The organism is Desulfovibrio sp. JY (assembly GCA_021730285.1).
Classification (GTDB): Bacteria; Desulfobacterota; Desulfovibrionia; order Desulfovibrionales; family Desulfovibrionaceae; genus Solidesulfovibrio.
The window spans coordinates 4,558,057-4,582,308 of the sequence record CP082962.1 but is presented as its reverse complement, the minus strand read 5'-3'; the positions used below and the strand labels follow the sequence as shown (position 1 = coordinate 4,582,308).

Annotated in this window: 19 protein-coding genes; 8 read left to right on the top strand and 11 right to left on the bottom strand. The window is 65.1% G+C overall.

From position 1 onward, the window contains the following. The first annotated feature begins 37 nt into the window (after positions 1-37). From K9F62_20545 to eboE, 7 genes are read left to right on the top strand one after another with little or no spacing between them, the layout of a single operon-like run. On the top strand, positions 38-3,241 hold the full coding sequence (locus K9F62_20545; GenBank protein UJX41039.1) for a transporter substrate-binding domain-containing protein: 3,204 nt from the start codon (positions 38-40) through the stop codon (positions 3,239-3,241). Then, on the top strand, positions 3,238-3,759 hold the full coding sequence (locus K9F62_20540) for a chemotaxis protein CheX (GenBank protein ID UJX41038.1): 522 nt from the start codon (positions 3,238-3,240) through the stop codon (positions 3,757-3,759). The genes K9F62_20545 and K9F62_20540 overlap by 4 nt, the downstream gene beginning before the upstream one ends. Before the next feature lie 2 nt (positions 3,760-3,761). Next, the gene (locus K9F62_20535; protein UJX41037.1) at positions 3,762-4,139 is read left to right on the top strand and encodes a response regulator; all 378 of its coding nucleotides are present in this window, start codon (positions 3,762-3,764) and stop codon (positions 4,137-4,139) included. Beyond that, entirely contained in the window at positions 4,136-5,293 is a 1,158-nt protein-coding gene (locus K9F62_20530; protein UJX41036.1) for a PAS domain-containing sensor histidine kinase, read from the top strand. Before K9F62_20535 ends, K9F62_20530 begins: the two co-directional genes overlap by 4 nt. After that, entirely contained in the window at positions 5,290-6,180 is an 891-nt protein-coding gene (locus tag K9F62_20525) for a GGDEF domain-containing protein (protein UJX41035.1), read from the top strand. Before K9F62_20530 ends, K9F62_20525 begins: the two co-directional genes overlap by 4 nt. Before the next feature lie 37 nt (positions 6,181-6,217). After that, on the top strand, positions 6,218-7,387 hold the full coding sequence (locus K9F62_20520) for a 3-dehydroquinate synthase (GenBank protein ID UJX41034.1): 1,170 nt from the start codon (positions 6,218-6,220) through the stop codon (positions 7,385-7,387). 35 nt (positions 7,388-7,422) lie between these two features. Continuing rightward, positions 7,423-8,532 carry a metabolite traffic protein EboE gene (gene eboE / locus K9F62_20515; protein ID UJX41033.1) on the top strand — a complete coding sequence of 370 codons (1,110 nt, stop codon included), beginning with the start codon at positions 7,423-7,425 and terminating at the stop codon, positions 8,530-8,532. Between the two features lie 75 nt (positions 8,533-8,607). Here the strand turns inward: eboE and K9F62_20510 are convergent, their stop codons facing one another. From K9F62_20510 to nudC, 10 genes are all read right to left on the bottom strand, one after another. Further along, the gene (locus tag K9F62_20510; protein ID UJX41032.1) at positions 8,608-11,757 is read right to left on the bottom strand and encodes a multidrug efflux RND transporter permease subunit; all 3,150 of its coding nucleotides are present in this window, start codon (positions 11,755-11,757) and stop codon (positions 8,608-8,610) included. After that, complete coding sequence (locus K9F62_20505; protein ID UJX41031.1) at positions 11,754-13,013, bottom strand: efflux RND transporter periplasmic adaptor subunit; 1,260 nt, start codon at positions 13,011-13,013, stop codon at positions 11,754-11,756. The genes K9F62_20510 and K9F62_20505 overlap by 4 nt, the downstream gene beginning before the upstream one ends. Before the next feature lie 68 nt (positions 13,014-13,081). Beyond that, entirely contained in the window at positions 13,082-14,086 is a 1,005-nt protein-coding gene (locus tag K9F62_20500) for a hypothetical protein (GenBank protein ID UJX41030.1), read from the bottom strand. Further along, positions 14,070-14,663 (bottom strand): TetR/AcrR family transcriptional regulator, encoded by a 594-nt coding sequence (locus K9F62_20495; protein ID UJX41029.1) that lies wholly within the window; start codon positions 14,661-14,663, stop codon positions 14,070-14,072. The genes K9F62_20500 and K9F62_20495 overlap by 17 nt, the downstream gene beginning before the upstream one ends. 69 nt (positions 14,664-14,732) lie before the next feature. Next, positions 14,733-16,163, bottom strand: coding sequence for an outer membrane homotrimeric porin (locus K9F62_20490; protein ID UJX41028.1), 1,431 nt, complete (start codon positions 16,161-16,163; stop codon positions 14,733-14,735). A 196-nt stretch (positions 16,164-16,359) separates the two neighbouring features. After that, positions 16,360-17,058, bottom strand: coding sequence for an HD-GYP domain-containing protein (locus tag K9F62_20485; GenBank protein UJX43268.1), 699 nt, complete (start codon positions 17,056-17,058; stop codon positions 16,360-16,362). A 260-nt stretch (positions 17,059-17,318) separates the two neighbouring features. Then, entirely contained in the window at positions 17,319-18,347 is a 1,029-nt protein-coding gene (cydB, locus tag K9F62_20480; protein UJX41027.1) for a cytochrome d ubiquinol oxidase subunit II, read from the bottom strand. A gap of 76 nt (positions 18,348-18,423) precedes the next feature. Continuing rightward, positions 18,424-19,725 carry a cytochrome ubiquinol oxidase subunit I gene (locus K9F62_20475; GenBank protein UJX41026.1) on the bottom strand — a complete coding sequence of 434 codons (1,302 nt, stop codon included), beginning with the start codon at positions 19,723-19,725 and terminating at the stop codon, positions 18,424-18,426. Between the two features lie 158 nt (positions 19,726-19,883). Further along, on the bottom strand, positions 19,884-20,342 hold the full coding sequence (locus K9F62_20470) for an Rrf2 family transcriptional regulator (GenBank protein UJX41025.1): 459 nt from the start codon (positions 20,340-20,342) through the stop codon (positions 19,884-19,886). Positions 20,343-20,436: 94 nt separating this feature from the next. Then, positions 20,437-21,321 carry an NAD(+) diphosphatase gene (gene nudC / locus K9F62_20465; protein ID UJX41024.1) on the bottom strand — a complete coding sequence of 295 codons (885 nt, stop codon included), beginning with the start codon at positions 21,319-21,321 and terminating at the stop codon, positions 20,437-20,439. 276 nt (positions 21,322-21,597) lie between these two features. Between nudC and K9F62_20460 the strand changes: the two genes are divergently transcribed. Then, positions 21,598-22,956, top strand: a complete 1,359-nt coding sequence (locus tag K9F62_20460; GenBank protein ID UJX41023.1) for a glycerate kinase — start codon at positions 21,598-21,600, stop codon at positions 22,954-22,956. A gap of 76 nt (positions 22,957-23,032) precedes the next feature. Here K9F62_20460 and K9F62_20455 read toward each other — a convergent pair whose 3' ends face one another. Next, positions 23,033-23,845, bottom strand: a complete 813-nt coding sequence (locus K9F62_20455; GenBank protein UJX41022.1) for a hypothetical protein — start codon at positions 23,843-23,845, stop codon at positions 23,033-23,035. Positions 23,846-24,252 lie beyond the last annotated feature (407 nt).

Sequence of the window (24,252 nt, the reverse complement as noted above, 5' to 3'; positions counted from 1 at the left end):
TGGGCTATTGTGCCCCATGACGGCGGACGACATGTGCATGGACGTGGTAAAAAAAGGGCTCCGGGCCCGGTGGTCGGGCGTATGGCTGATGGTCTGGGCGCTTGTCCTTTTTGCGGGACTGCCCGCCGCCCGGGCCGGCGCCGCCGCCCTGGAACTGACCGACGCGGAAAAGGCCTTTATCGAGGCCCATCCCGTCATCCGCTGTAGCGACACCGACTGGCGGCCGCTTTCCGTGCTCGAGGACGGGCGCCAGGAGGGCCTTTTCCACGACTATTACCGCCTGATATCCCAGAAGACCGGCCTGGCCTTTCAGTTCGAGACCATCGGCGACGGCCGTGATTTCCAGCAGGTTCTCGATGCGTTGCGCGAAAAACGCATCGACATGATCGACGGCACGGGCAAGACGCCGGATCGTGCCGCCTACGCCCTGTTCGTGGGGCCTTTTTTGCGCTTCCCCCTGGCCGTGCTGTCGCGCGACGACGCCACCGCCTATTCGCTGGAGACTCTGGCCGGCAAGAAAGTGGCCGTCGGCCGGGGCGGCACGGCCGACGAGTACCTGCGGGCCCACGGCAAGAACCTCGAGCTCATCCCGGCCCACGACCAGTCCGAGGCCCTCACCATGGTCGCCCTCGGCAAGGCCGACGCGGCCGTGGAGAATCTGGCCGTGGCCGCCTACTCCATCCGCGCCTCGGGCCTGTCCAACGTCAAGATATCGGGCAAGCTCGATTACGACTTCGAGATCTACACCCTGGTGCGCAAGGACTGGCCGCTTCTGGCCTCCATCCTGGAAAAGGCCCAGCGGCTCGTTACCGAAAAGGAAAAGACGGCGCTGATTGCCAAATGGCTGCCCGTGTACAAATCCGGCGCGGCTGCTTCGGAAGCGGGGGACGCATCCGAGGCGCGGCCCGGAGCCACGGCCACCGTGGCCATGACCGACCAGGAGCGCGCCTATCTGGCCGGCAAGAAGGCGCTCAGCTTTTGCGTGGACCCAGACTGGCCCCCGGTCGAGCGCATCGACGAGAACGGCCGCTATGTCGGCATCGGGGCCGATTTCCTGCATCTCATGGAAAAGCGCCTGGGCGTGCCCATGGTGCTCGTGCCCACGGCCTCCTGGAGCCAGTCCCTGGCCGCGGTCAAGCAGCGGCGTTGCGACTTTCTGCCCGCCGCCGGGGATACCAACGACCGCCGCCGCTTTTTGCGCTTCACCTCGCCCTACCTGCGTTTCCCCATGGTGGTGGTCACCCAGGCCAAGGCGCCCTTCATCGAGGACCCGGCGAGCCTGACCGGCAAGACCCTCGGCGTGGTCAACGGCTACGCCAGCCTCGACATTCTGCGGGCCAAGTATCCCGGCATGCGCCTGATGGAGGTGCAAAGCCTCACCGAGGGGCTGCGGCTGGTGGCCGCCGGCAAGCTCTACGGCTGCATCGACACGGTGCCGGCCATAAGCCAGGCCCTGGCCAAGGGCCATTTCACCGACCTGAAAATCGCCGGACGCCTCGACGCCCACCTCGATCTGGCCATGGCCAGCCGCGACGATGAGCCCGAACTGGCCTCGCTTTTCCAAAAAGCGGTCAATACCCTGACCAAGGAAGAATCCGACGCCATCATGAAGAAGTGGCTGGCCGTCACCTTCGAGCAGGGCTTCGACTATTCCCTGGTCTGGAAGGTGTCGGCCGGGGCAGCCTTCATCGTGGTCGTGGTGGTTTGGTGGAACCGCAAGCTCTCCCGCTTAAACCGCGCCCTGCGCCAGGCCAACGAGGCCCGCGACGCGGCCGGCCGGCGCGTTGCGGCCCTGCTCGACAACGCGAAGCAGGGCTTTTTGTCCGTGGCGGCGGACGGGCTGGTCGAGCCGCAATACAGCGCCGAGTGCCGCAATATTTTCGGCGGCGACATCGAGGGAAAGGCGGTTGGCGAGCTCTTTTTTCCGGACGATCCGGCCGGGAGCGTCGACATGGCCGTCAACGTGCGCCGGATCGTGGCCGAGCCCGACGCCTACAAGCGCGACCTCTATGTCTCGCTCATGCCGGGGCGTATCGAGCGGCACGGCGCGACCCTGCGCCTGGCCTACCGTCCCATGGTCGACGGACGGCTCATGTTCGTGATCACCGACGTCACGGGCGAGGTGCGGCTCAAGGACGCCGTGGCCAGGGAACGCAACAGGCTGGCCTGCGTGGTGGCCGCCGTGCGCGAACAGCGCGATTTTTTCGCCGTGCTCGACGATTTCGCCGCCTTCCGCCGCGACGGCTTTTCGGGCGCGGGCCTGTCCGACCGCGACGCCCTGGACGCCCTGTACCGCAAGGTCCACACCTTCAAGGGATTGTTTCTCCAGCTGGAATGCGCCCATGTGGCCAAGGCCCTCGACGCCCTGGAGGAACGCCTGTCCGATCTGCGCCGCGCCACGTCCTTTGACCGCGCCGACATGCTATCCCTGCTTGCGGACGATGCCGTTGATGCGGCCCTGGCCCGGGACGTGGACGTGGTGCGCGAGACCCTCGGCACGGAGTTTTTCAAGCGGCGCGGCGAGGTTCGCCTCGGCAGCGAGCTGGCCGATGCCCTGGCGGACCTCGCCGCGCGCCTGCTGGACCGCCTGGACGATCTGGGGCTCGATTCCGAGGCCGCGGAGGTCCTGCGCGCCGCCCGGACCTTGCGCCACGTCGATCTCAAGCAACTTTTGTCCGCCTACCCCCGCACGGCCACCCGGCTGGCCGAGGCCCGGGGCAAGGCCATCGAGCCCTTCGCCGTCACGGGGGACGCTGTTCTGGTCGACCCCAAACGCTTTGCTCCCGTGGCCAAAAGTCTGATACACGTCATCCGCAATGCCGTGGACCACGGCATCGAGTCCCCGGACGTGCGCGAGGCCACGGGCAAGGCTCCGGCCGGCCACCTGGCCTGCCGGGTCACGGCCGACGACGCGGCCATTCGCATTGTCTTCGAGGACGACGGCTGCGGCGTGGACATCGCGGCCGTGCGGGCCAGGGCCTACGAACTCGGCCTTGTCGGGGCCGAGGAACTGGCGGGCATGGACGACGACGCCATCCTGACCCTGCTTTTTCGGGACGGGTTCACCTCGCGCCGGGTGCCCGGGGACCTGTCCGGTCGCGGCGTGGGACTTGCCGCCGTGCGGGCCGAGGTCGAGCGCCTGGGCGGGACGGTTGCGCTTCTCAACCATCCGGGGCATGGGACACGCCTTGTCGCGACCCTGCCCCGGGAAAGCCGAACCTCGCGCGAGGAGTCCGTATGACCGATCAACTCAACATCCAGGAATTCCTCGACGCCCTGACCCGGCGCACCGAAGCGTTTTTTAACGATGAGCTCGGTATCGCCTTCACCGGACGGGGATTCCAGATCGACGACGTGCAAAAGCTCGACCTCAAGTCCATAACGGCCATCATGAGCGCCACCGGCGCGCTCAAGCTCTACCTGGCCTACAGCTTCGACGCGCCGCTGATCGACGCGGCCTTCGCCGCTTACACGGCCGACCTCGACATCGCCGAGGACGAACGCGAGGATGCCGTCCAGGAAACCGCCGGCGACATCATCAATATCATCGTCGGCAACGCCCTGGCCGACCTTGCCGCAACCGGACCGACCATCGCCCTGTCCCCGCCCATCGTCCTCACCGAGGCCAAGTCCGTCATGCGCCACCGGGGGGCCAAATTCGCCTCGGCGGAACTGCACGCCGACGCGGGCCAGATGAGCATCCACCTGATCGGACCGGGCGAACTTTTCAATGATGTGTTAGAGTACGTGAAGGAGTAACCATGAGACGGCTTCGCGTCATGGTAGTGGACGACTCCGGCCTTACCGTGAAAAAAATGGTCAAGCTCCTGGGGGAGCTTGGACACGAGGTGGCCGCGGTGGCCACCACGGGGCGTCAGGCCGTTACCGATTATCCCACGGTCGCGCCGGATATGGTGGCCATGGACATCACCATGCCGGAATTAAACGGCATCGAGGCCACGCGCCTGATCATGGCCGCCGACCCCGATGCGCGGATCATCATCGTCACCTCGCACGGCCAGGAACAGATGGTCATGGACGCCATCGAGGCCGGGGCCAAGGGATACATCTTAAAGCCGGTCAAGCTGGAGAAATTGCGCGAAACCCTGGAAACCGTGGCGGAAAAATACCTGCCATGAGTGCCTCCATGCTCGAAAGCACGCTGTTGCAGACGCATTTCGACGTCATTCCCTTCGGCATTTATGTCGTGGATGTGGCGACCCATGAGATCGTCTTCGTCAACAAGCATTTTCGAGACGCCTTGGGCGTGGTGGAAGGCCGCAGCTGCCATGAGGTCCTCTACGGCCAGGCCATGCCCTGCCTGCATTGCCGCATCCCCGAACTGCTGACCCCGGAGGGCAAGCCCAACGGCGTGACCGTGGTCTACGACCACTATAACGAGCGCGACGAGCACTGGTTCCAGATGCAGGAGAAGACCATGGGCTGGCCCGACGGCCGGGTGGTCAAATACTCCATTGCCGTGGACATCTCCGAACTCAAGGAGACCCAGAACAGTCTGGCCGAGGCCCATGCCCAGCTGGCCATCAACAACAAGGAACTGGCGGCCCGAAACAAGATCCTCCAGGAAAACATCGAGCTGCGCGAACACGTGGAGCGCATCGCCCGCCACGACCTCAAGGCCCCGCTCTCGGCCCTGATCGGCCTGCCCCAGGTGCTTCTCGACAACTACGACCTGCCCGAGCCGGCGGCCGACGTTGTCCGCTTGATCGAGCAGGCCGGGCATAGCATGCTCGAGATGCTCAACCAGTCCCTGGTGCTCTTTCGCCTGGAAACCGGTTCCTACGTCCTTGTCCCCAAGCCGGTGGACTTGGCCGACCTGACCCGGCGCACCGTGGCCAGGCTCGCCAGCATGCCCGTGGCGCGGGGACGCGTCGTCCGCATGTCCCTCGACGGGCGTCCCCTGACCCCGCAGGACAGCCTGGACTATCAAGGCGACGCGCTGCTCCTTGGCCCCATGCTGCAAAATCTCCTGATCAACGCCCTGGAGGCCGCTCCTCCCCGCCAGGATATCGCCGTGGACCTCCTGTCCCGGCCCGACAGCCTCAGCATCGTCGTGGCCAATCCCGGCGAGGTGCCCGAGTCTATTCGCGGCCGGATGTTCGAGAAATACGTCACCATGGGCAAACGGGGCGGCACCGGCCTTGGCGCTTATTCCGCCGCCTTGGCCGCCCGGGCCCACGGCGGCAACATCACCCTGGATGCGTCCGTCCCCGGACACACCGCCATTGTCGTCACCCTGCCGCGTCTGGCCGGGGAGGAGGCGGGGGCATGAGGGAGAACGCCCTTTTCGAAAGCCATTTCGACCTCATTCCCTTTGGCATCTATGTCGTCGATGCCGCGACCTATTCCATCGTCTACAGTAACCGGGTCTATATCGAGCGGTTCGGCAAGCACCTCGGGGCAACCTGCCACAAGATCCTGTACGAGCGCGACGAACCCTGCACCAACTGCCGCTTGGCCGAATTGCTGACGCCGGCCGGCCTGCCGAACGGCAATACCCTGGTGTTCGAGCATTTCAACGAAGTCGACGACCGCTGGTACCAGATGCAGGTGCGCGCCATGACCTGGCCCGATGGCCGGGTGGTCAAATATTCCATCGCCGTGGACATTTCCGACCTCAAGGACACCCAGAACCGTCTGGCCGAGGCCCATGCCGAACTGGCGCTCAAGAATCTGGAGCTGATGCGGCTGTCGACCACGGACATGCTGACCGGGCTGGCCAACCGGCAACGCATCGACGCGCTGCTCGGCCAGGCCCTTAACGATCGCAGCGAGCCCGTAAGCCTCATCATGCTCGACATCGACCATTTCAAGCGCATCAACGACCGCTTCGGCCATCTGGCCGGCGACAGGACGCTGTCCGCGTTGGCCGGCGCCCTGCGCGGGGCGATGCCGGAAGGCTGCACGGTCGGCCGCTGGGGGGGCGAGGAATTTCTGATTCTGTGCCGCAGGACCATCCTGGCCGACGCCTACCTTCTGGCCGAAACCCTGCGAGAGCGGGTGCTGGGGCTCGATCTGCCGGATGTCGGCCGGTTCTCGTGCAGCTTCGGCGTGGTCGAGGCCGCTCCGGAAGAAACCGTGGACCGACTCATGGGCCGGGTCGATCAGGCCATGTACGCGGCCAAGGAACTCGGCCGCAACCGGGTCGAGGCGGCCTGACGCTCCCGGCCGCCGCCCCCAAACCATCCCTCTCCCCATGACCCTGACCACCGTACAACATATCGCCCTGGCGTTCGATTTTCCCGTCGTTTTCACCCGGGACGCCTTTGATCCCGAAAACGCCGCCCTGGCCGAGGTCCTTGGCCGATCGGGCAAGGGTCCCCATCGGGTGGGGCTGGTCATCGACGCCGGCCTTGCCGCCGCCATGCCCGGCCTGGCCGACCGGGCGCGGGCCTACTGCGCCGCCCATGCCGCCGTGATCCGCCTTGTCGCGCCGCCCCTGGTCGTTGCCGGCGGCGAGCGGGCCAAGGCCGATTTCAGCGTGGTCGAAGCGGTCTGGAAACTCACCTACGAGGCGAAGTTGTGCCGGCAATCCTTCCTGGTAGTCATCGGCGGCGGGGCGGTGCTGGACGCGGCCGGATTCGCCGCGGCCACGGCCCATCGCGGCGTGCGGCTTATTCGCATGCCGAGTACGGCCCTGTCCCAAAACGACGCCGGCGTGGGGGTCAAAAACGGGGTCAACGCCTTTGGCCGCAAGAACTACATCGGCGCGTTCGCTCCGCCGTATGCCGTTATAAACGACCACGGCCTCCTCGCCACGTTGCCCGCCCGCGAGATCCGCTCCGGCCTGGCCGAGGCGGTCAAGGTGGCGGTGGTGCGCGACGCGGCCTTTTTCGCCCGGCTTTGCGAACTGTCCCAACGCCTGGCCGCCCTGGATTCCGATGCCCTGGAGGAGGCCGACAGGCGTTGCGCCGTGGCCCACCTGGAGCATATCGCTTCCGGTGGCGACCCCTTCGAGATGGGCTCGGCCCGGCCCCTCGATTTCGGCCACTGGGCGGCCCATGCCCTGGAGGAAGCGACCGGGGGCGCACTGCGCCACGGCGAGGCCGTGGCCGTGGGCATGGCCCTCGATACGCTCTACGCCGCGCGTGTCGGCCTGCTGCCCCGGGGCGATGCCGACGCCGTGCTCGATCTTTTGGAAAAACTGGGTCTTGCCGTCTGGCATCCGGCCCTGGCCGACCTCGACATGGCCGCCGCCATCGAGGCCTTCCGCGAACACCTCGGCGGCCGGCTGCACCTGACCCTGCCCACGGCCATAGGCCGCCGCGTCGAGGTCCACGAAGTCGATGCCGCTTCCCTCGCCGCCGCGCGGGAGATGCTTTCCAGGAGGGGAGCCCCTCCCGGACCATCTTGCCGGGGGGAATGATTCCCCCGGACCCCTTTTGGGGGAAGAGAGGGAATATGCCGCCGGTGACCTATTGCACCAATATCCATCCTGGTGAAACGCTTGAGGAAGTTCGACAGGGGCTTGAGCGGTACGCTGTCCGGGTCAAGGCCCGGCTCTCGCCGGACGCGCCGTTTCCGGTGGGGCTGCGCCTGTCCGGTCTGGCCAGCCGTGAACTGGAAGAAGCCGACGTCGCCCGGCGCTTTGGGGAATTCCTGACCGGGGCGGGGCTTTGCGTCACCACCATAAACGGCTTTCCCTACGGCCGCTTCCACCATACGCCGGTCAAGGAAGCGGTCTATCTGCCCGACTGGCGCGATCCCGAGCGCGCCGCCTACACCCTGCGTCTGGCCCGCACGTTGGCCGGCTGGCTGCCCGAGGGCGGCCGGGGCTCCATCTCCACCGTGCCGGTGGGATTCCGGCGGGGATTTTCCGAAAGCGACATGCCGACGGCGCTGGCCGTCCTGCGCCGCACCTTGCAGGCCTTGGCCGGGCTGCGCCAGGAGACTGGAAAGACCATCCGGTTGGCGGTCGAGGCCGAACCGGGTTGTCTGGTCGAAACCACGCCGGAGATGGTGGCGCTTTTTGAGCGCCTCGACCCGGACGGGGCGTTTCGGGACTTTCTCACCGTCTGCTACGACTGCTGCCATCAGGCGCTCCAGTACGAAGATCCGGAGGCGTCGCTGGCGGCCTACGCAACGGCGGGCATTGCCGTGGGGCACGTGCAGGTGTCCTCGGCGCTGCATCTTAACGGCGGCGCGCTCTCAAGGCTTTCCCGCTTCGTGGAGCCGGTCTATCTGCATCAGGCCGTGGCCCGGCTTGGCGACGGGAGCCTTCGCCGTTTTGACGACCTGCCCGAAGCCCTGGCCGCCCGGTTGGGCGGTGTGGCCTCCTGGCGGGTGCATTTCCATTTGCCGGTCTTCGTGGCCGAGCTGCCGGAGTGCGCCACCACCCAGGATTTTCTGGCCCGCATCCTGCCGCGTTTTGCCCCGGATGCGTCCATGGAGGTGGAGACCTACACCTGGAGCGTGCTGCCCGGGGAACTCAAGATGCCGGATGTGGTCGACTCCATCTGTCGGGAGATCGATTGGGTGGAAGCGGCCCGGTCGGGCGGGATGAAGGGATAATGCCCACATCGTGCGCCGGGCCGTTATGGGGGGAGGTGGCCCGGCGCACGAAGGGGCAAGGAGGGAATCGCGAAGTTATCCGGTCTGTCCGTCCGAGTCGGCGTGTCCGCCGAAGGCCCGGCGCGCCGCCGCGCCAAGCCCCATGATGAGCTTGAAAAAGACCGGGATGAAAAAGGGCGCCAATATGGTTGCCCCGAGCATGCCGCCGATGACGCCCGTGCCGATGGCATGCCGGCTGTTGGCCCCGGCCCCGGTGGAGATGGCCAGGGGCAGACAGCCGAGGATGAAGGCCAAAGAGGTCATGATGATGGGCCGGAAACGCAGCTTGGCCGCGCTCAGGGCCGCTTCGGTCAGGTCCTTGCCGGCTTTGACCTCGAGCACGGCGAATTCCACGATCAGGATGGCGTTTTTGGCCGCCAGGCCGATCAGCGTGACCAACGCGATCTGGAAGTAGATGTCGTTGGAAAGCCCCCGTCCGAACACGGCCGCGATGGCGCCGAACAGCGCGAACGGCACGGCCATGATGACGGCGAACGGCAGCGTCCAGCGTTCGTACTGGGCAGCCAGGATCAGGATGACCATGACGATGCCCATGCCGAAAACGAGCATGGAGGAGCCGGCGGCCGCCTTTTCCTGATAGGCCGAACCGGTCCAGGCCAGGGTGTAGTCCGCCGGCAGCACCTTGGCCGCCGCTTTTTCCATGGCGGCCAGGGCCTCGCTCGAGGTGTGGCCGTCGGCCGGCTGGCCCATGATCTTGGCCGCCGGGAAGACGTTGAAGCGTTCCATGACCTCGGGGCCGGTGGATTTCTCGATGGTGGCCAGCGCGGTCAGCGGAATCATCTCGCCCGATTTTGAGCGCACGTAGACCTCGCGCAGGTCTTCCGGCCGGTCGCGGTATTTCGCCTCGGACTGGAGCTGGACCCGGAAGGTGCGGCCGAACTTGTTGAAGTCGTTGACGTAGTAGGCACCGAAGGTGGCCTGCATGGCGTCGTAGACGTCGCTTATGGCCACGCCGAGCGCCTTGGCCTTCTGGCGGTCGAGATCCACGCGCAACTGGGGCACGTTGGCCCCGAAGGTGGTGGCCACGCGCCCGAGCGCCGGGTCCTTTTTGGCCTCGGCCACGAGCTTGTCGGTCATCACGGCCAGATCCTGGGCGTTGCCCTCGCCGCGATTTTGCAGGTAGCCCTCGAAGCCGCCGGTATTGGACATGCCGGTGATCGCCGGCGGGTTGAAGGCCAGGGTCATGCTTTTGGGCAGGGCCATGCCGCGCCCGAAGATGCGCTTGACGAAGGCGAACGAGCTTTCGTCCGCTTTCTTGCGCTCGTCCCAGGGCTTGAGCGGAATGAACAGGGTGCCGTAGTTGGAGCGGTAGGTGGAGCTCAGGAGATCGAGGCCGGTGATGGTGATCTGATGCTCCACCACGGGGTCCTTGGCGTTCATGGCGTCCATGGCGTCGTCGATCTTCTCGGTGGCCCGAAGCGACGTGCCGTCCGGCAGGATGTTGAGCCCGATGACGTAGCCCTGGTCCTCGTCCGGGACCAGACCGCCGGGAACGATGCGGAAAAGCGACAAGGCCCCGACGCACAGGACCGCGAAGAGCACCAGGGCCATGACCACATGGTGCAGCAGAAAGGACACGCCGGCGGCATAGCCGTTTGTCACCTTGTCGAAGAGGCGGTTGAAGGACCGGAAGACCCGGTTGGGTTCCTGATGCCCGGCTTTTAAAAGCGAGGCGCAAAGGGCCGGGGTGAGCGTCAGGGCCACGAGACCCGAGATGACCACCGACACGGCGATGGTGATGGCGAACTGCTTGTACATTTGGCCGGTAAGCCCTCCGAGGAAGGCGACCGGCACGAACACGGCGCAAAGGACCAGCACGATGGCGACGACCGGCCCAGTCACCTCCTCCATGGCCTTGGCCGTGGCTTGCCTCGGCGGGAGCTTTTCCGTGCTCATGATGCGCTCGACGTTTTCGAGCACCACGATGGCGTCGTCGACCACGATGCCGATGGCCAGCACCATGCCGAACAGCGTCAGCGTGTTGATGGTGAATCCGAGGGCGTACATGCCGGCGAAGGTGCCGATGATGGAGACCGGCACGGCCAGGCAGGGAATGAGCGTGGCCCGAAAGTTCTGCAGGAAGATGAACACCACGAAAAAGACCAGGATCATGGCCTCGACCAGGGTGTGGATGACCTCCTCGATGGACACGCGCACGAAGGTGGTGGTGTCGAGCGGCACCTTGTAGCTGATGCCGTCCGGGAAGCGCTTGGACAGTTCGGCCAGCTTGGCCGTGACCAGGTCGGCCGTATTGAGGGCGTTTGCGCCCGGGGACAGGTAGATGCCAATGTTGACCGCCGGATTGCCGGAGATCTTGGAAATGGACGAGTAATCCTTGGCCCCCAGTTCCACCCGGGCCACGTCCTTTAAGCGCAGCACCGAGCCGTCGGGCTGGGCCTTGAGGATGATGTTGCCGAATTCTTCCGGGGTGAGCAGCCGGCCCTTGGTGGTGACCATGTAGTTGATGGCCACCGGTTTTTCGGACTCTGTCGGTTCCGCGCCGATGCGGCCGGCGGCGAACTGGGCGTTTTGTTCCTGGATGGCGGCGGCCACGTCGGCCGGCGTGAGCCCCAGCTGGGCCAGCTTGTCCGGCTGCAGCCAGACCCGCATGGAATAGTCCTTGGCCCCGAAGATGGAGGCGTCACCCACGCCCGGCAGGCGCTTGAGCTCGTCGAGGACGTTCACCAGCACGTAGTTGCTGAGGTAGACGGCGTCGTAGCGCTTGGTCGGGGATTCGAAGGCAATGACCTGGAGGATGTTGGACGATCGTTTGCGCACGGTCACGCCCTGGCGTTGCACTTCGGCGGGCAAGGTGGTCAGGGCGGCCTGGACGCGGTTATTCACGTTGATGGTGTTCTGGTCGGGATCGGTGCCGACGGCAAAGGTGACGGCCATGGACAGCGAGCCGTCGCCGGAGCTGGTCGAGCGCATGTAGAGCATGTTGTCCACGCCGTTGATCTGCTGTTCGAGCGGCGCGGCGACTGTCGCGGCGATGACCTCGGGGCTGGCCCCGGGGTAGGAGGTCGAGACGTTGACTTCCGGCGGAATGATGTCCGGATATTGGGCGATGGGCAGGTTTTTAATGGCCGCCAGACCCGCCAGCACGATGACCAGCGAGATGACGATGGAAAAAACCGGACGCCCCAGGAAAAACCGTGAGATCATGAACGGGGCTCCTTGGTCGCCTGGGAGGCTTCGGCCTTGTCGGCGGACGCCTGGGCGGTGGGCTTGCCCGATCCCTCGGCCTGGGCGGGCGCATTCTCCTGGCGCACGCGCACGACCATGCCGGGGCGCACCTTGATGATGCCCTCGGCCACGATGCGGTCACCGTTTATCAGGCCCTTATCCACCAGGTAGTCGTTGCCGACGGACTGGCCGAGCACGATGGGCCGGGGCGAGACCTTGTTGGAGGCGTCCAGGACCCAGACCATGGCGCCCTGCTGGGTGTTGAGCACCGCGCCCTGGGGCACGGCCAGGGCGTCCTTGTAGTGGGCGCCTTCCAGGCGCACCCGCACGAACTGGCCCGGCAGCACCGCGCCGTCGGGATTCTTGAACTCGGCCCGGACCTTGACCACGCCGGTGGTGGAGTCGACCTGGGTGTCGGTGAAGTTGATGCGGCCGGGCTCCTTGTAGACGCTGCCGTCGGGCAGGACCAGGCGCACGACGTAATCGCCGCCCGCGCCGATGACCACCTTGCCCGCGGCCAGATCCTTGCGCAGGCGCAGCATCTCGGGCCCGGACATGGAGAAGTTGACGTAGAGCGGATCGACCCGGTTGATGGTGGTCAAAAGGCTGCTGTCGCTGGTGGTGCTGATGAGGCTGCCTTCAGACTTGGTCTCCTTGCTGGTGAGACCGGAGATAGGGGCCGTGACCTTGGTCCATTGGAGGTTCAGCGACGCTTCGCGCACCTTGCCCCGGGCAGATTCCACGGCGGCCTTGGCCGAATCCAGGGTGGTCCTCGCGTCGTCAAAGTCCTTTTTGGCCACGACATCGCCCTTGTAGAGCGTTTCCATGCGCTTGGCGTCGCGTTCGGCCTGGGTCAGGGTGGCCTCGGTCTGGCCGAGCGCACCCTTGGCCTGTTCCAGGGCGGCCTGGTAGGGGGCGGGGTCGATCTCGAACATCAGGTCGCCCTGGCGCACGGGCTGGCCTTCCTCATAGTTGCGGCGCAACAGGATGCCGCCCACCCGGGCCCGCACCTGGACCTCGCGCGAACCCGCGGTCTGGCCCATGTAGGCCATGTGCAGGGGAATATCGGCGCGCTTGACGGTATAGGCCACGATTTCCGGGGGCGGCGGGGCCTTGGCGGACGTCTCCTGTCCGGAACTGTCCGTGGCGCAACCGGAGAGGCCGGCGCAAAGGGCGCACAACACGCCAAGGATGAGCCCGCGAAGGGCGGTTTGCGGGAGCGTAAACGCGGTCATGGAGTCCTCCGGGAAAAGCGCCGGGCACAGTCCTCCTGGGCAGGGCGCTTTGGTTGTTCGACGAATGGTTATTGCAGGGGCTGGTTGGCCGCTTCACCACCCGCCAGAAGCGGCATCCAGGCGGCGGCGAATCGGTCGGCGGCCTGGGCGGTGAAATGGTATCCATCGTTGCGGTCGAACCAGGGGACGATAAGGTCGGTATTGGGGCCCGCGTAAATCCCGCGCGCCGGATTGACCACGGCGGTCTGGGCGGCGGTGATGGCCGGGCAGGACTTGTAGCAGACGGGATTGCGCGTGTCGCGACAAGCGGTCGGGTCCAGGAAAAGCGAGGCCCGCGAAACGAAAATATCGGGCTTGGGACCAGCCAGCCGGCGCACCTCGTCGAGGACCGATTCGAGGACGACCTGGTATTCCGACCGCGTCAGGCCCAGGGCGCAGTCGGCCTCGCCCTGGTGGAAAAAGACATGGGTCGGCACAAGGCCGTGGGCGCGCATGTCCTCGATGGTTCCGTCGAGCAGGGCATGCAGACTGCCTTTGGAGCCCCAGTTGAGGATGGAGGAACCGCCCCGGGCGATGTCCACGAAAAGCACCGTGTCGTAGAGGCCGCTGGTCACGAGCAGGTCGCCCAGCCTGCCCCAGGCGCTTCCCTTGGAACCCGAGGCCCCGGGGATGGCATCGCGGACCTTGAGGCATTCCCCGCCCTGGTAGGCGTAGACCGCCTGGGTCGCGCCGTAGCCGGGGTCCACGGTGTTGGAGGCGTTGGACTGGCCGAAGACCAGGGCGACCATGCCGCGCGGCCCGGTCAATTTCCGGCAGTCGACGCGGGGCGCGTCGGCCGGCGCCTTGTACACGGCCAGCTCGCCCCGGGCGTCGCCCTGGGCGTTGGTGACGGGCATGCGGTCGCCGTACTTGGCGTAGACCGTCTCCACGGTCGCCTGATCGCCAAAGGCCGGGGCCAGGCCGGCGACGAGCAGCACCACGGCCAGACCGGCGATGCAGGTGCCCCGGCGATCAGACTTGCGAGTAAACGGATGTTCACCTGACGGGGAAAAAAAATCAAACCCGAACGGCATGGATGAAAAGCTCCCAATTGGCGGTGATCTGGCGCGGCATGTCCACGTCCTGGACATCACGCACACAAATAAGGGCGGGCATGGCGATCAATCCGAGAAAATGCACGAAGAGTTCTTCCGGACGGATGTCGCTGCGAATCTGCTTTTGCGCCTGCCCTTGTTTGAAGATTTCGAGAAGGCTTTCGCGCACTGTATTGTGGTGTTTGAGCTTGAGTTCACGCAGGCGCGGTTCCTCGAACCACAGGACATCCGAAAGAAATATCACCGGCAGGGCGCGGTACTTGACCACGAGTTTCATGATGCCCAGATAGATCAGCTTCAGGGCATCCATGGGGGTTTCCCCCTGGGCCTTGGCCTGGCGCAGGTTGGCGAGGGCCATTTCGTGGTGCTCTTCGAGCACGGCGGCGAGGATGTCCCCCTTGTTCTTGTAGTGGCGGTACAGGGCGGCGGCGGAGATGCCCACCGCCTCGGCCACCCGGCGGACGGTCACCGCGCCGAGCCCTTGCTCGACCACGATCGTCAGCGCGGCCTCGGCGATCTGTTCCCGCCGCAGAGGGGATTCCATACGTTCAGCCATGGGGTAATGGTTAACACCTGTTTACGTCTTGTCAAGTGGGATTATTCTTCCTGGTCCGGCGCGAGATCGCTAGAAGGTGTAGAGGAAACCCAGGGAGCCCATCCAGGCGTCCTGGGCCTGATTGGTGAAGCGGTGCCCCCAGATGCTGGTCTTGAGCCCTTGTGGCGAGGCGAAACCGGTCTGCACTGTCAGGCTCAACTGCTCGGTGATGGCGTAACTGCTGTCGCAGTTGACGCCGATGAGCCATTCGCCCTGGGCCAGATTGCGGCCCATGGTGACGTACTGGCCCACGCCGCCGCTGGCAGTAACCGCCTTGCGCAGGCCGGCCGGGCTGTTCGTGCCGGCGACGGCGGCCACGGTCAGCCGGCTGGCGAGTTTCTCGAGGAAGCGTATGTCGCGCAGGGACGCGGCCAGCCCCCAGGTGCCGGTCGGGTCCACGCCGATGGAATTGTTGCTGAATTCCTGGTCGTTATCGAAAAGAAACGAGGTGCCGGGGCCCCATTTGGGCGTGATGACGGGCAGGCGTTCGCTGCCGTTGCCAAGGCTCGAATCCTCGCCGCTGGCTACCCAGCCGAAGACTCCGGGCACCATCCAGTCGAAGCCCGAATAGGTGACCCCGGCGTCGAAGAACCAGCCGCGACGGCGGTTGCGTTCGCGGTCGGCCGGGGCGGCGTCGCCGTAGATGCCGTCGCAATAGAATTTGACGGGATCGGCGGCGTCCACGGTCAGGGCCAGACCGGCCCACCACATGGCGTTCTGGTTGTCCTTGTAGGGATAGCCGGTGGTGGACAGATAGCTTGCGGCCGAGCGCAGGCCCGTGGCGAAGAGGTCGTCGGGGTCGGAGCCCTTGCCGTACACGCCGACGAGGCCCCAGGGCGTGGCCGAGAAACCGTCCAGGGTCACGGGCAGGGCGAGGTGGTAGATGTCGAAGGCGTCGCCGATCTGGGTGGTGGTCTCCTGATAGGTCCGGCCCGCGGCCAGCAGCTGGCCATAGGCGGCCTGGACCGAGAAGTGCTCGTTGACGGGGATGTTCACGTAAAGGGCGGCGCTGGCCTGGTCGCCGTCGTCGGCGGCCAGCACGATGCTGTCGTAGAAGACCTCGGTATGGGGCATGGACAGGGGCTGGTAGCCGGCCGTGACCTCGATGTCGGTGCCGGGCCATTTGAACTGGAGGTAGGCCAGATACGGCTCGATGGCGGCCTCGGGATTGGCGGCGGTCAGGTAGCCATGGCCCCAGGCCTCGTCGTCGATGCGCATGCCGAAGCGGAATTTGAGGTTTTCGTTGGCCATGAAATCGCTGCGCAGCCGCAACCGCTGCCAGAAGGTGGCGCGGTCCTCGGTCCGGGTGCCGGTTTCGTCCCAGCCGGTGAAGTTGCGATTGGCGAAGAAGACGCCGTAGACGCGGGCGTCGCCGGCCATGCGGACATCGGTCGCGGCAAGGGCCGCCTGGGCGGTGGCGCTAAAAAGCGCCAGGGCGAGAAGGAGATGTTTGGGTCGCATGCTGTCTACTCCATAAGCATGGTACGTTGAGGAAATAAATAGTAATATGAATTATTATTTTTTATGCGTTCTAGTCTCTCCTTCCTTCGGTTACAAGGTGCGGGCGAGCTGATGGGGAATTGCCCATCAGCCGACGCAGGCCGGTCAGGGCGATGGCGCGGGGCTTTATCGATTTTGGTTGTGATTTTTGTTTTCATTACACGAGCGCCCCGTTCTCGTCCTGGGTGCGGAACCGCTGGCACAGCCGGTGCACGGCAGCCTGGTCGGCCATGAAGGCCGCCACCACGTCGGGATCGAATTGGCTGCCCCGGCAGCGCAGGAGTTCCGCCCGGGCCGCCTCAAACGTCATGGCCGGGCGGTAAGGCCGGCTTTGCAGCATGGCCGACAGGCTGTCGGCCACGGTGATGATGCGCGCGCCGAGGGGGATGTCCCGGCCGGCAAGGCCCAGCGGATAGCCGCCGCCGTCGAAACGTTCATGGTGGGCGGCCACCATCTCCACCACGCCGAGTCCGGACAGGCAGGACAGGGGGGCTAGAATCTCGGCCCCTATGGCCGGATGGGCGCGCATGCGGTCCCACTCGGCCCCGGTCAGGCGGCCGGGCTTGCACAGCACCGCGTCCGGCACGCCGATCTTGCCGATGTCGTGCAGATGGCCGGCCACGTGGACGATGTCGGCCTCGGGCGAGGACAGGCCCAGGCTTCGGGCCAGGACCCTGGCCACTTCGGCCACTTCTTCGGAGTGGGCCAGGGTGTGCGGGTCCTTGGCGTCGATGGCCCGGCCAAGGGAGGCGGCCAGTTCGTGGACGGCGGCCATGACCGTGTCCCGTCCGGTTGCGGATTCCGGCGACTTGCGGTCGGACTGGGTGGGATCGTCGAAATAGGGCGGTTTGAGCATCGGGTGTTGCGCGGTACGTCTTTGTTGTGGTTGCATAATGTCCCGGATGGGCTGGGATTTGTCCTATTATTTATGATAATGATTGTCAATATCAAAATAAGAAAAAAACTTTAGAAAGGGGAGAGCGCGAGAGGGGCTACTGCCCTTTTCAAAGGGTTTCCCCTCTCGCATCATCTCTCTTCTCTCTCCCTTCTTCCCCAACAAAAAACCGCCGCCGGGCGAACCCGACGGCGGCAGGGAGGGGGGCAGGCAACGATCGACTAGTAGGCTTCGTCGTAATCCAGGTCTTCCTGGGTCACGGGATGACGGAACAGGTGCATGGCCCAGACCTGGTAGATGATGACGATGGGCACGAAGACCAGGGCCACGCCGAGCATGATGGAAAGCGTCAGCGGCGTGGACGAGGAGTTCTCGATGGTCAGCGACCAGGCCGGGTTGAGGCTCGAGGGCAGCAGGGCCGGGAAGATGCCGAACACGCCGAAGAGCGCCGCGCCGCCAATCAAAAGCGCCGAGCCGACCCAGGAGGCCAGCGGACGTCCCTCGCGGCGGTACTTGCAGGTCAAGAGCAGCCCGGCCACCGGCACGAGCAGCACGATGAAAAGCGCCGGATGGACGAGGTAGTTGGTGAAAAGCGGCGTCATGAACCAGGACATGACGAGGAACAGCACCACCAGCGCGGCCACCACCGGCCAGAGCTTGCCGGCGGTACGAAGCGCGCGTTCGCGGATTTCGCCCTCGGACTTCTGGGCCAGCCACAGCGCGCCGTGGTGGGCGAACAGGAACACGAACAGCAGCCCGCCGGCCAGGCCGTAGGGGTTGAGCAGGGTGAAGAGGTTGCCCTGCAGGATGCCGTCCTTGTCGAGAGGAATGCCCATGAAGATGTTGGCGAAGGCCACGCCGAGGAGCAGGGCCGGCAGGAAGCTGCCCAGGAAGTTGCAGGCGTCCCAGAGCTTACGCCAGCCGGCGCTGTCGACCTTGGAGCGAAATTCCAGGGTGACGCCGCGCAGGATCAGCGAGAATAAAAGCAGCATCAGCGGCGTATAGAGGCTGGAAAACATGATGGCGTAGGTTTTCGGGAAGGCGGCGAAGGTCACGCCGCCGGCCGTGATGAGCCAGACTTCGTTGCCGTCCCAGAAGGGACCCATGGCGTTGTACATGATACGGGTTTCCGTATCGTTTTTGGAGAAGAAGGGGCGGATGATGCCGATGCCGAAATCATAGCCGTCCAGGACGAAATAGACCGCCCAGAGCACTCCCCAAAGGATGAACCAGATTGTTCCGAGATCCATGGCCATTCTCCTTGCTGTCAAACCGGCCGGGCCGGGTTCGGGCTTTCTTGCGTCTTACGGTTCCCGTGTCGGGGCCTTAGGCCGGTTGCTTGCGGGCGTATTTGGTCAGAAGGAAGATGTCGATGGCCGCAAGCAGGATATAGACCACGAAGAAGGCCACCAGGCTGATGGCGACCTGGGAGGTGGCCAGGGGAGACACGGCGTCCTTGGTGCGCATGAGGCCGTAGACGATCCAGGGCTGGCGTCCGACCTCGGCCACGGCCCAACCGGCCTGCAGGGCGAGGTAGGGAACGGGGATGCACCAGACGAAAAGCTTGAGCAGCTTGGGCGAGCATTCAACCGGCTGATGGCGGGCGATAAAGGCCAGGATAGCCACGATGATCATCAGCGTGCCGAGCCCCACCATGAGGCGGAAGGCAGAGAAGGTCAGGGTGACGGGAGGGCGGTCCTGCTTGGGAAAGTCCTTGAGGCCCTTGACCACGGCCGAGGGGTTGTTGAAGGCCATGATGCTTAAGATGCTCGGGATCTTGCCGAACTGGATGCTGTTGCCCTCGTTTTCGGGATCGGGAACCTGGACGAGGTACATGGGGGCGTTGGGTTGGGTTTCCCAGTGGGATTCCATGGCCGCGAGCTTGGCCGGCTGGACCTCGGCCACGATGTTGCCCTGCCGGTGGCCGACCAGGGCCACGACCAGGGCGAAGATCAGGGCGAAGGCCGCGCCGATGCGGAAGGACTTGGTGAAGAAATCGACGTTCTGCTTGCGCAGCAGGTGCCAGGCCGACACGCCCACCACGAAGAAGCCGCCCAGGGCCCAGGCGCCGGTGACGGTGTGGAAAAATTCGTTCCAGGCGTAACCGTTGGTGATGACGTCGGTGAAGCTCGCCAGTTCGGCCCGGCCGTTTTGGATCACGTAGCCAACCGGGTGCTGCATGAAGCCGTTGGCCAGGATGATCCACAGGGCCGACAGGTTGGCGGCGAAGGCCACGAGCCAGATGCAGGTGGCGTGAAATTTGGGCGAAAGCTTCTTCCAGCCGAAGACCCAGACCGCGACGAAGGTCGATTCCAGAAAGAAGGCGGCCGTGGCCTCGATGGCCAGGAGCGAACCGAAGATATCGCCGACGAATGTCGAGTAGCGCGACCAGTTGGTGCCGAACTGGAATTCCAGGGTGAGGCCCGTGACCACGCCTAGGGCGAAGTTGATCAAAAAGAGTTTGCCCCAGAACTTGGCCATCTTTTTGTACGTCTCGTCGCCGGTGCGCACGTACTTCGTTTCCATGACCGCCACGATGAACGAGAGTCCGAGCGTGAGCGGCACGAAGATAAAGTGAATGAATGTGGCAAAGGCGAACTGCAACCGGGAAAGCAATAACACGTCCATGATCGGTCTCCTTTTCCTCCGTCTGATCGAAAAATCCCTTGTTGCATCCTCCCCGGCGGCCGCGCCAGGTTGTCCCGGGCCTTATTGCGAGCCCTCAAAAACCCTGGCCCGTACCTAACACCCCGTCAGGGAAAATGCACCAGCCTCACGACGATTTTTTACCCGCCTCCGTCTATTTGCGACGGCCGCATAGGCCGTTTGGCGCATGCCTGCTCCTCCTCCCGGGCCAGCGCGGCCAGGGTCGTGTCGGCCAGCGTTTCGCGCAGTTGCCGGCGCGCCGTTTCCCATACCCGGTGCACCGAGCAGATGGTCTGCCGGGTGCAGGTGTCGGGACGGTGGATGCAGTCGTTTAAAAAGATTTCCCCGTCGATGGCTTCGACCACGGACAGCAGCGACACCGCTTCCGGGGCCTTGACCATCTCGTAGCCGCCCTGGGCGCCTTGGCGGATGGCGATGATGCCGGCCCGGGCCAGGTTTTGGGCGACCTTGCCCAGGAACTGGGCCGGAATGTCCATGGCTTCGGCGATTTCCTTGCGGGATATGATTGCCCGGTCCTGGTGCATGGCCAGGTACAGGACGCATCGGATGGCATATTCGCCGGCTCGGGTCAGGCGCATGGACGACCTCAATATGGATTAATAGGACTTGATTGATCCTATATATGGGCCGACCGGGACTGTCAACGCATTTTCCGTCGCAAGGTGCGGGTTTTTAAGGTCTTGAGGCGGCGGCGACCAGCTCCGGGGCGTGGCGGTCGAGGAGACGCCGGGCGATGCTTGTGCGCGGGGCCAGGCCTGGCGGCGGGGAGGCGGGCGAAAACCACTGCGCGGTCTCCAGCTCCGTTTTGTCCACCACGAGTTCGCCGCCGGCGTACTCGGCCACGAACCCGGCCATGATCTGGCTGGGGAAGGGCCAGTTCTGGCTGCCCACGTAGCGCAGGTCGCGGATGGTCAGCCCCGTTTCCTCCAGGACTTCGCGCACGACGCATTCCTCGAGGGATTCGGCGAATTCCACGAACCCGGCCACCATGCCGTACTGGTCGGCCGGCCAGTCGGGCTTGCGCACGAGCAGCACCTCGTCGCCGCGCCGGATGAGCACGATCACGGCCGGGTGGATGCGCGGATAATATTCCCGGGCGCAGACCGTGCAGCGCGCGCCGAAACTGCCAGTGATCTCCGTGGGCGCGCCGCCGCAGGCCGGACAGATGCGGCTGCGGTCGCGCCAGTGGAGCACCTGCCGGGCCAGGCCGGATAGGGTGATCTGGGCTTCGGTGAGGGCCTCCCCGCGATAGCCGGCCGCAACCGGCACGAAAGGCTCGGGAATGGCGGCCTCGGGCTCGAGCCGGACCGCGCGCAGGGGCCTCCCCTGCCAGGTGCCGACATAGACCGGGGAGACGGCGTGGGGACCGGGCAGCGGCTCCAGGCCGAAGGGGAGTTCCAGCGCGCCGGAAGCCGGCCGCATGACCATCTCGTTGCCCCGAAGCGCCAGCCAATAGCCGGGGGTTCCCGGGACGTCGCGGTCCGGGGTGCCGAAGATGAAGTCGTTTTCGATGACGTCGCGATTATAGGCGAGATGGGTCATTTCCGGATAGGGCATGGTGGCCTCGGCGGGTTGGAGTGCGGCGGGCTTACGCCCGTCCGGAAATGATACGCCGAGAAAAGCCTTTTGGCCAGGAAGGGGTGGACGGGGATACCCGGGGGAGGGGGCTTTTTGAAAAAAGCCCCCTCCCCCGGACCCCCTCCCGCAAAAACTTTTTATGGGGTATTGGGGAGTTGCCGATTGCTCTGTTGCGGTGAGGGCGGAAAGAGGGCGGACGTCTTTTGAAGAGAGGACAGGGTGGATTCGACGACGCAAACGCGGGGAGGGGATGCGATGCGTGATTGCCGTGCCGACGCCGAAGCCATTTTCCGGGCCGGACTCGCCCGGGTGGACCCGCTGGCCATGATGGAGCGCGTGCTGTCGCTTACTGGCGATATCCTGCGCGTGCACACCGAAACCGAGTGCCACGAATACGACCTTTCCCGCTTCAGGAACATCTATGTCCTGGGCGCGGGCAAGGCCTCGGCCCGCATGGCGCTGGGGCTCGAAAAGCTGCTCGGGGAGCGCATCGCCGGCGGGGTGGTGGCGGTCAAGGAAGGCTATCTGGAGAAGCTTTCCCGCATCCATCTCATGGAGGCGGCCCATCCGGTGCCGGACGCAAGGGGCGTGGCCGCGGCCGCCGAGATCTTGGCCATGGCCCAGGCGGCCGGTCCGGAGGATTTGGTCATCGTGCCGGTGTCTGGGGGCGGGTCGGCCATCCTGGCCGCGCCGTTGTCCCTGCCCGCCCGGCGTCTGACGCTCGCCGACAAGCAGGAGACCACCAGGGTGCTTCTCTCCTGCGGCGCGACCATCCAGGAGATCAACTGCGTGCGCAAGAAGCTGTCGGCGGTCAAGGGCGGACGGCTGGCGGCGGCCATCGCCCCGGCGGCCTGCCTGGGGCTGCTGCTTTCCGACGTGGTGGGCGACGACCTGGATGTCATCGCCAGCGGTCCCACCGTGCCCGATCCCACCACCGCGGCCGACGCCCTGGCCGTGCTCGACCGCTACGACGTGGCCGGCAAGATCGCGCCCGAGGCCCTGGCCGTGTTGCTCGACGTCGCCGCCGGGCGCGCCCCGGAAACGCCCAAGCCCGGCGACCCGGCCTTCGCCCATACCCGCACCGTGCTGGTGGGCACCAATTTCCAGGCGCTGCTCGCCTCCCGGGACAAGGCCAAAGAGCTTGGCTACGACACGGTGGTGCTGACCTCGCACCTGACCGGCGAGGCCCGGGAGATGGCCCATCTGTTTTTGGGCATGGCCAAGGACATCGCCGAGTACGGCGTGCCGCTTGCGCGCCCGGCCTGCGTCATCGCCGGGGGCGAGACCACCGTGACGCTTCGCGGGAGCGGCAAGGGCGGGCGCAACCAGGAAATGGCCCTGGCTTTTCTGGCGGGGCTGGCCCGGGACGCCAAAAACGCCGAGGAGGCCGTGTTCCTGGCCGCTTCCACGGACGGTTCCGACGGCCCGACCGACGCCACCGGGGCGTTCGCTTCGCTCGATATCCTGCGCGAGGGCCAGCGGCTCGGGCTGGACGCGGCCCGGTATCTGGCTGAAAACGACGCCTATCACTATTTCGAGGCCGTAGGCGCGCTGCTCGTCACCGGCCCCACCAACACCAACGTCTGCGACATCAAGGTGCTGCTTTCGCCATAGCGTGCGTCCCCCCGCACAAGGCTGGCCGCAACGCGGCACTGGGGGCTTTTGTGGTCTGGGCTGGGAGGTCTTTCGGTCAAACGAGCCTATCGACCGGTGCGTAGCCGGGGAGGGACGCGGCCCGCATCCCGGCGGCCGTGGTTTCGGACAAGGGTTGGATCGGCGGGTCTGCGGCATCGGCCGTGCTTGCCGGCACGGTCTGTTCCGGCGGGTTTTCCGTCCCGGCCGGCTGTCCCGTTGTCGGCGTCGGCCCGGAGGTTTCGGGTGGAGCTGCGTTTGCCGGGGAAGCGTCCGGCGACGCGGCTTCCGTCTTCGAGGCGGCGGCGTCTTGTGTCGTCTCGTCGCTGCCGGCGGCGTCCGAAGCGGTCTCGCTGCCGGACGTGCCGTCGGTCTCCGCTTGTCGCGCCTTTTCTTCGGCGTCTTCCTTTTCCTTTTGCGCCTGCTCGGCCTGATCCTCTCTGATCTGCTTGTTCCCTTTTCGCTTGAGCACTGCCTTGATGTAGGATTCGGACTGGGCTTCTGGGTTGGGATAATAGGTGCCGCTCACGCTGATGCCGCCGAATTGGTCGAGGAGGCTCATGATGTTGTTGCTTTGAGACGCCTGTAATTGCTGCGCGATGTCGAAGGACTGCAATGTCGCGAAGACGTATCGGGATGGGCCGGTCGTGGCGCTGGATGAGGCTATGTTGTTTAAGAGGCCGAGATTGGTATAGGTTGCGTTGCTCAGTGCGGCATAAAGGGATTCATTGATGGAATAGGTGTCGGTTACGGCCTTGCTGCTCTGGTTTTCCAGTGCGTCCGTGAGGCTTGGACGCGCGCTGGCGAGCATTGTCGAGAGGCTTTCGCTCGTCGTGTCTTTTGATGGGCTTCCTATGCTTAGGCTGTTCATATTCATGCCTCGGCACTGCGAATATATTTATCATGATAATTTATTATAAAGATCGGCTGGCCGATGTGAAACTTTAGTCGAGCGAGTGCGTCGCAACGTTTTTTCGGGTGGACCGGCCGCTTCGGCCGGAGGGGCGGACGGCGAGGACTCGCGCCGCTATGATCGGAAGCGGCGCCGGCGAGGTGCATAGACGGCGGAAAGGCGGGGGGAAAGGGGGGAAACCGGCGCGAAGCCGGTCGGCAAGGGCCTGCCGGAAACCGCTGACGAATGCAACGATTCCCAGACCCTTTTCAAGGATCTTCAACGGTGCGGCTGTTTCGGCAGTATCAGCGCAACGCCTTTAAAAACTTTAGGAAGGGGAGAGCGCGAGAGGGGAGAACCCTTTTTAAAGGGTTTCCCCTCTCGCA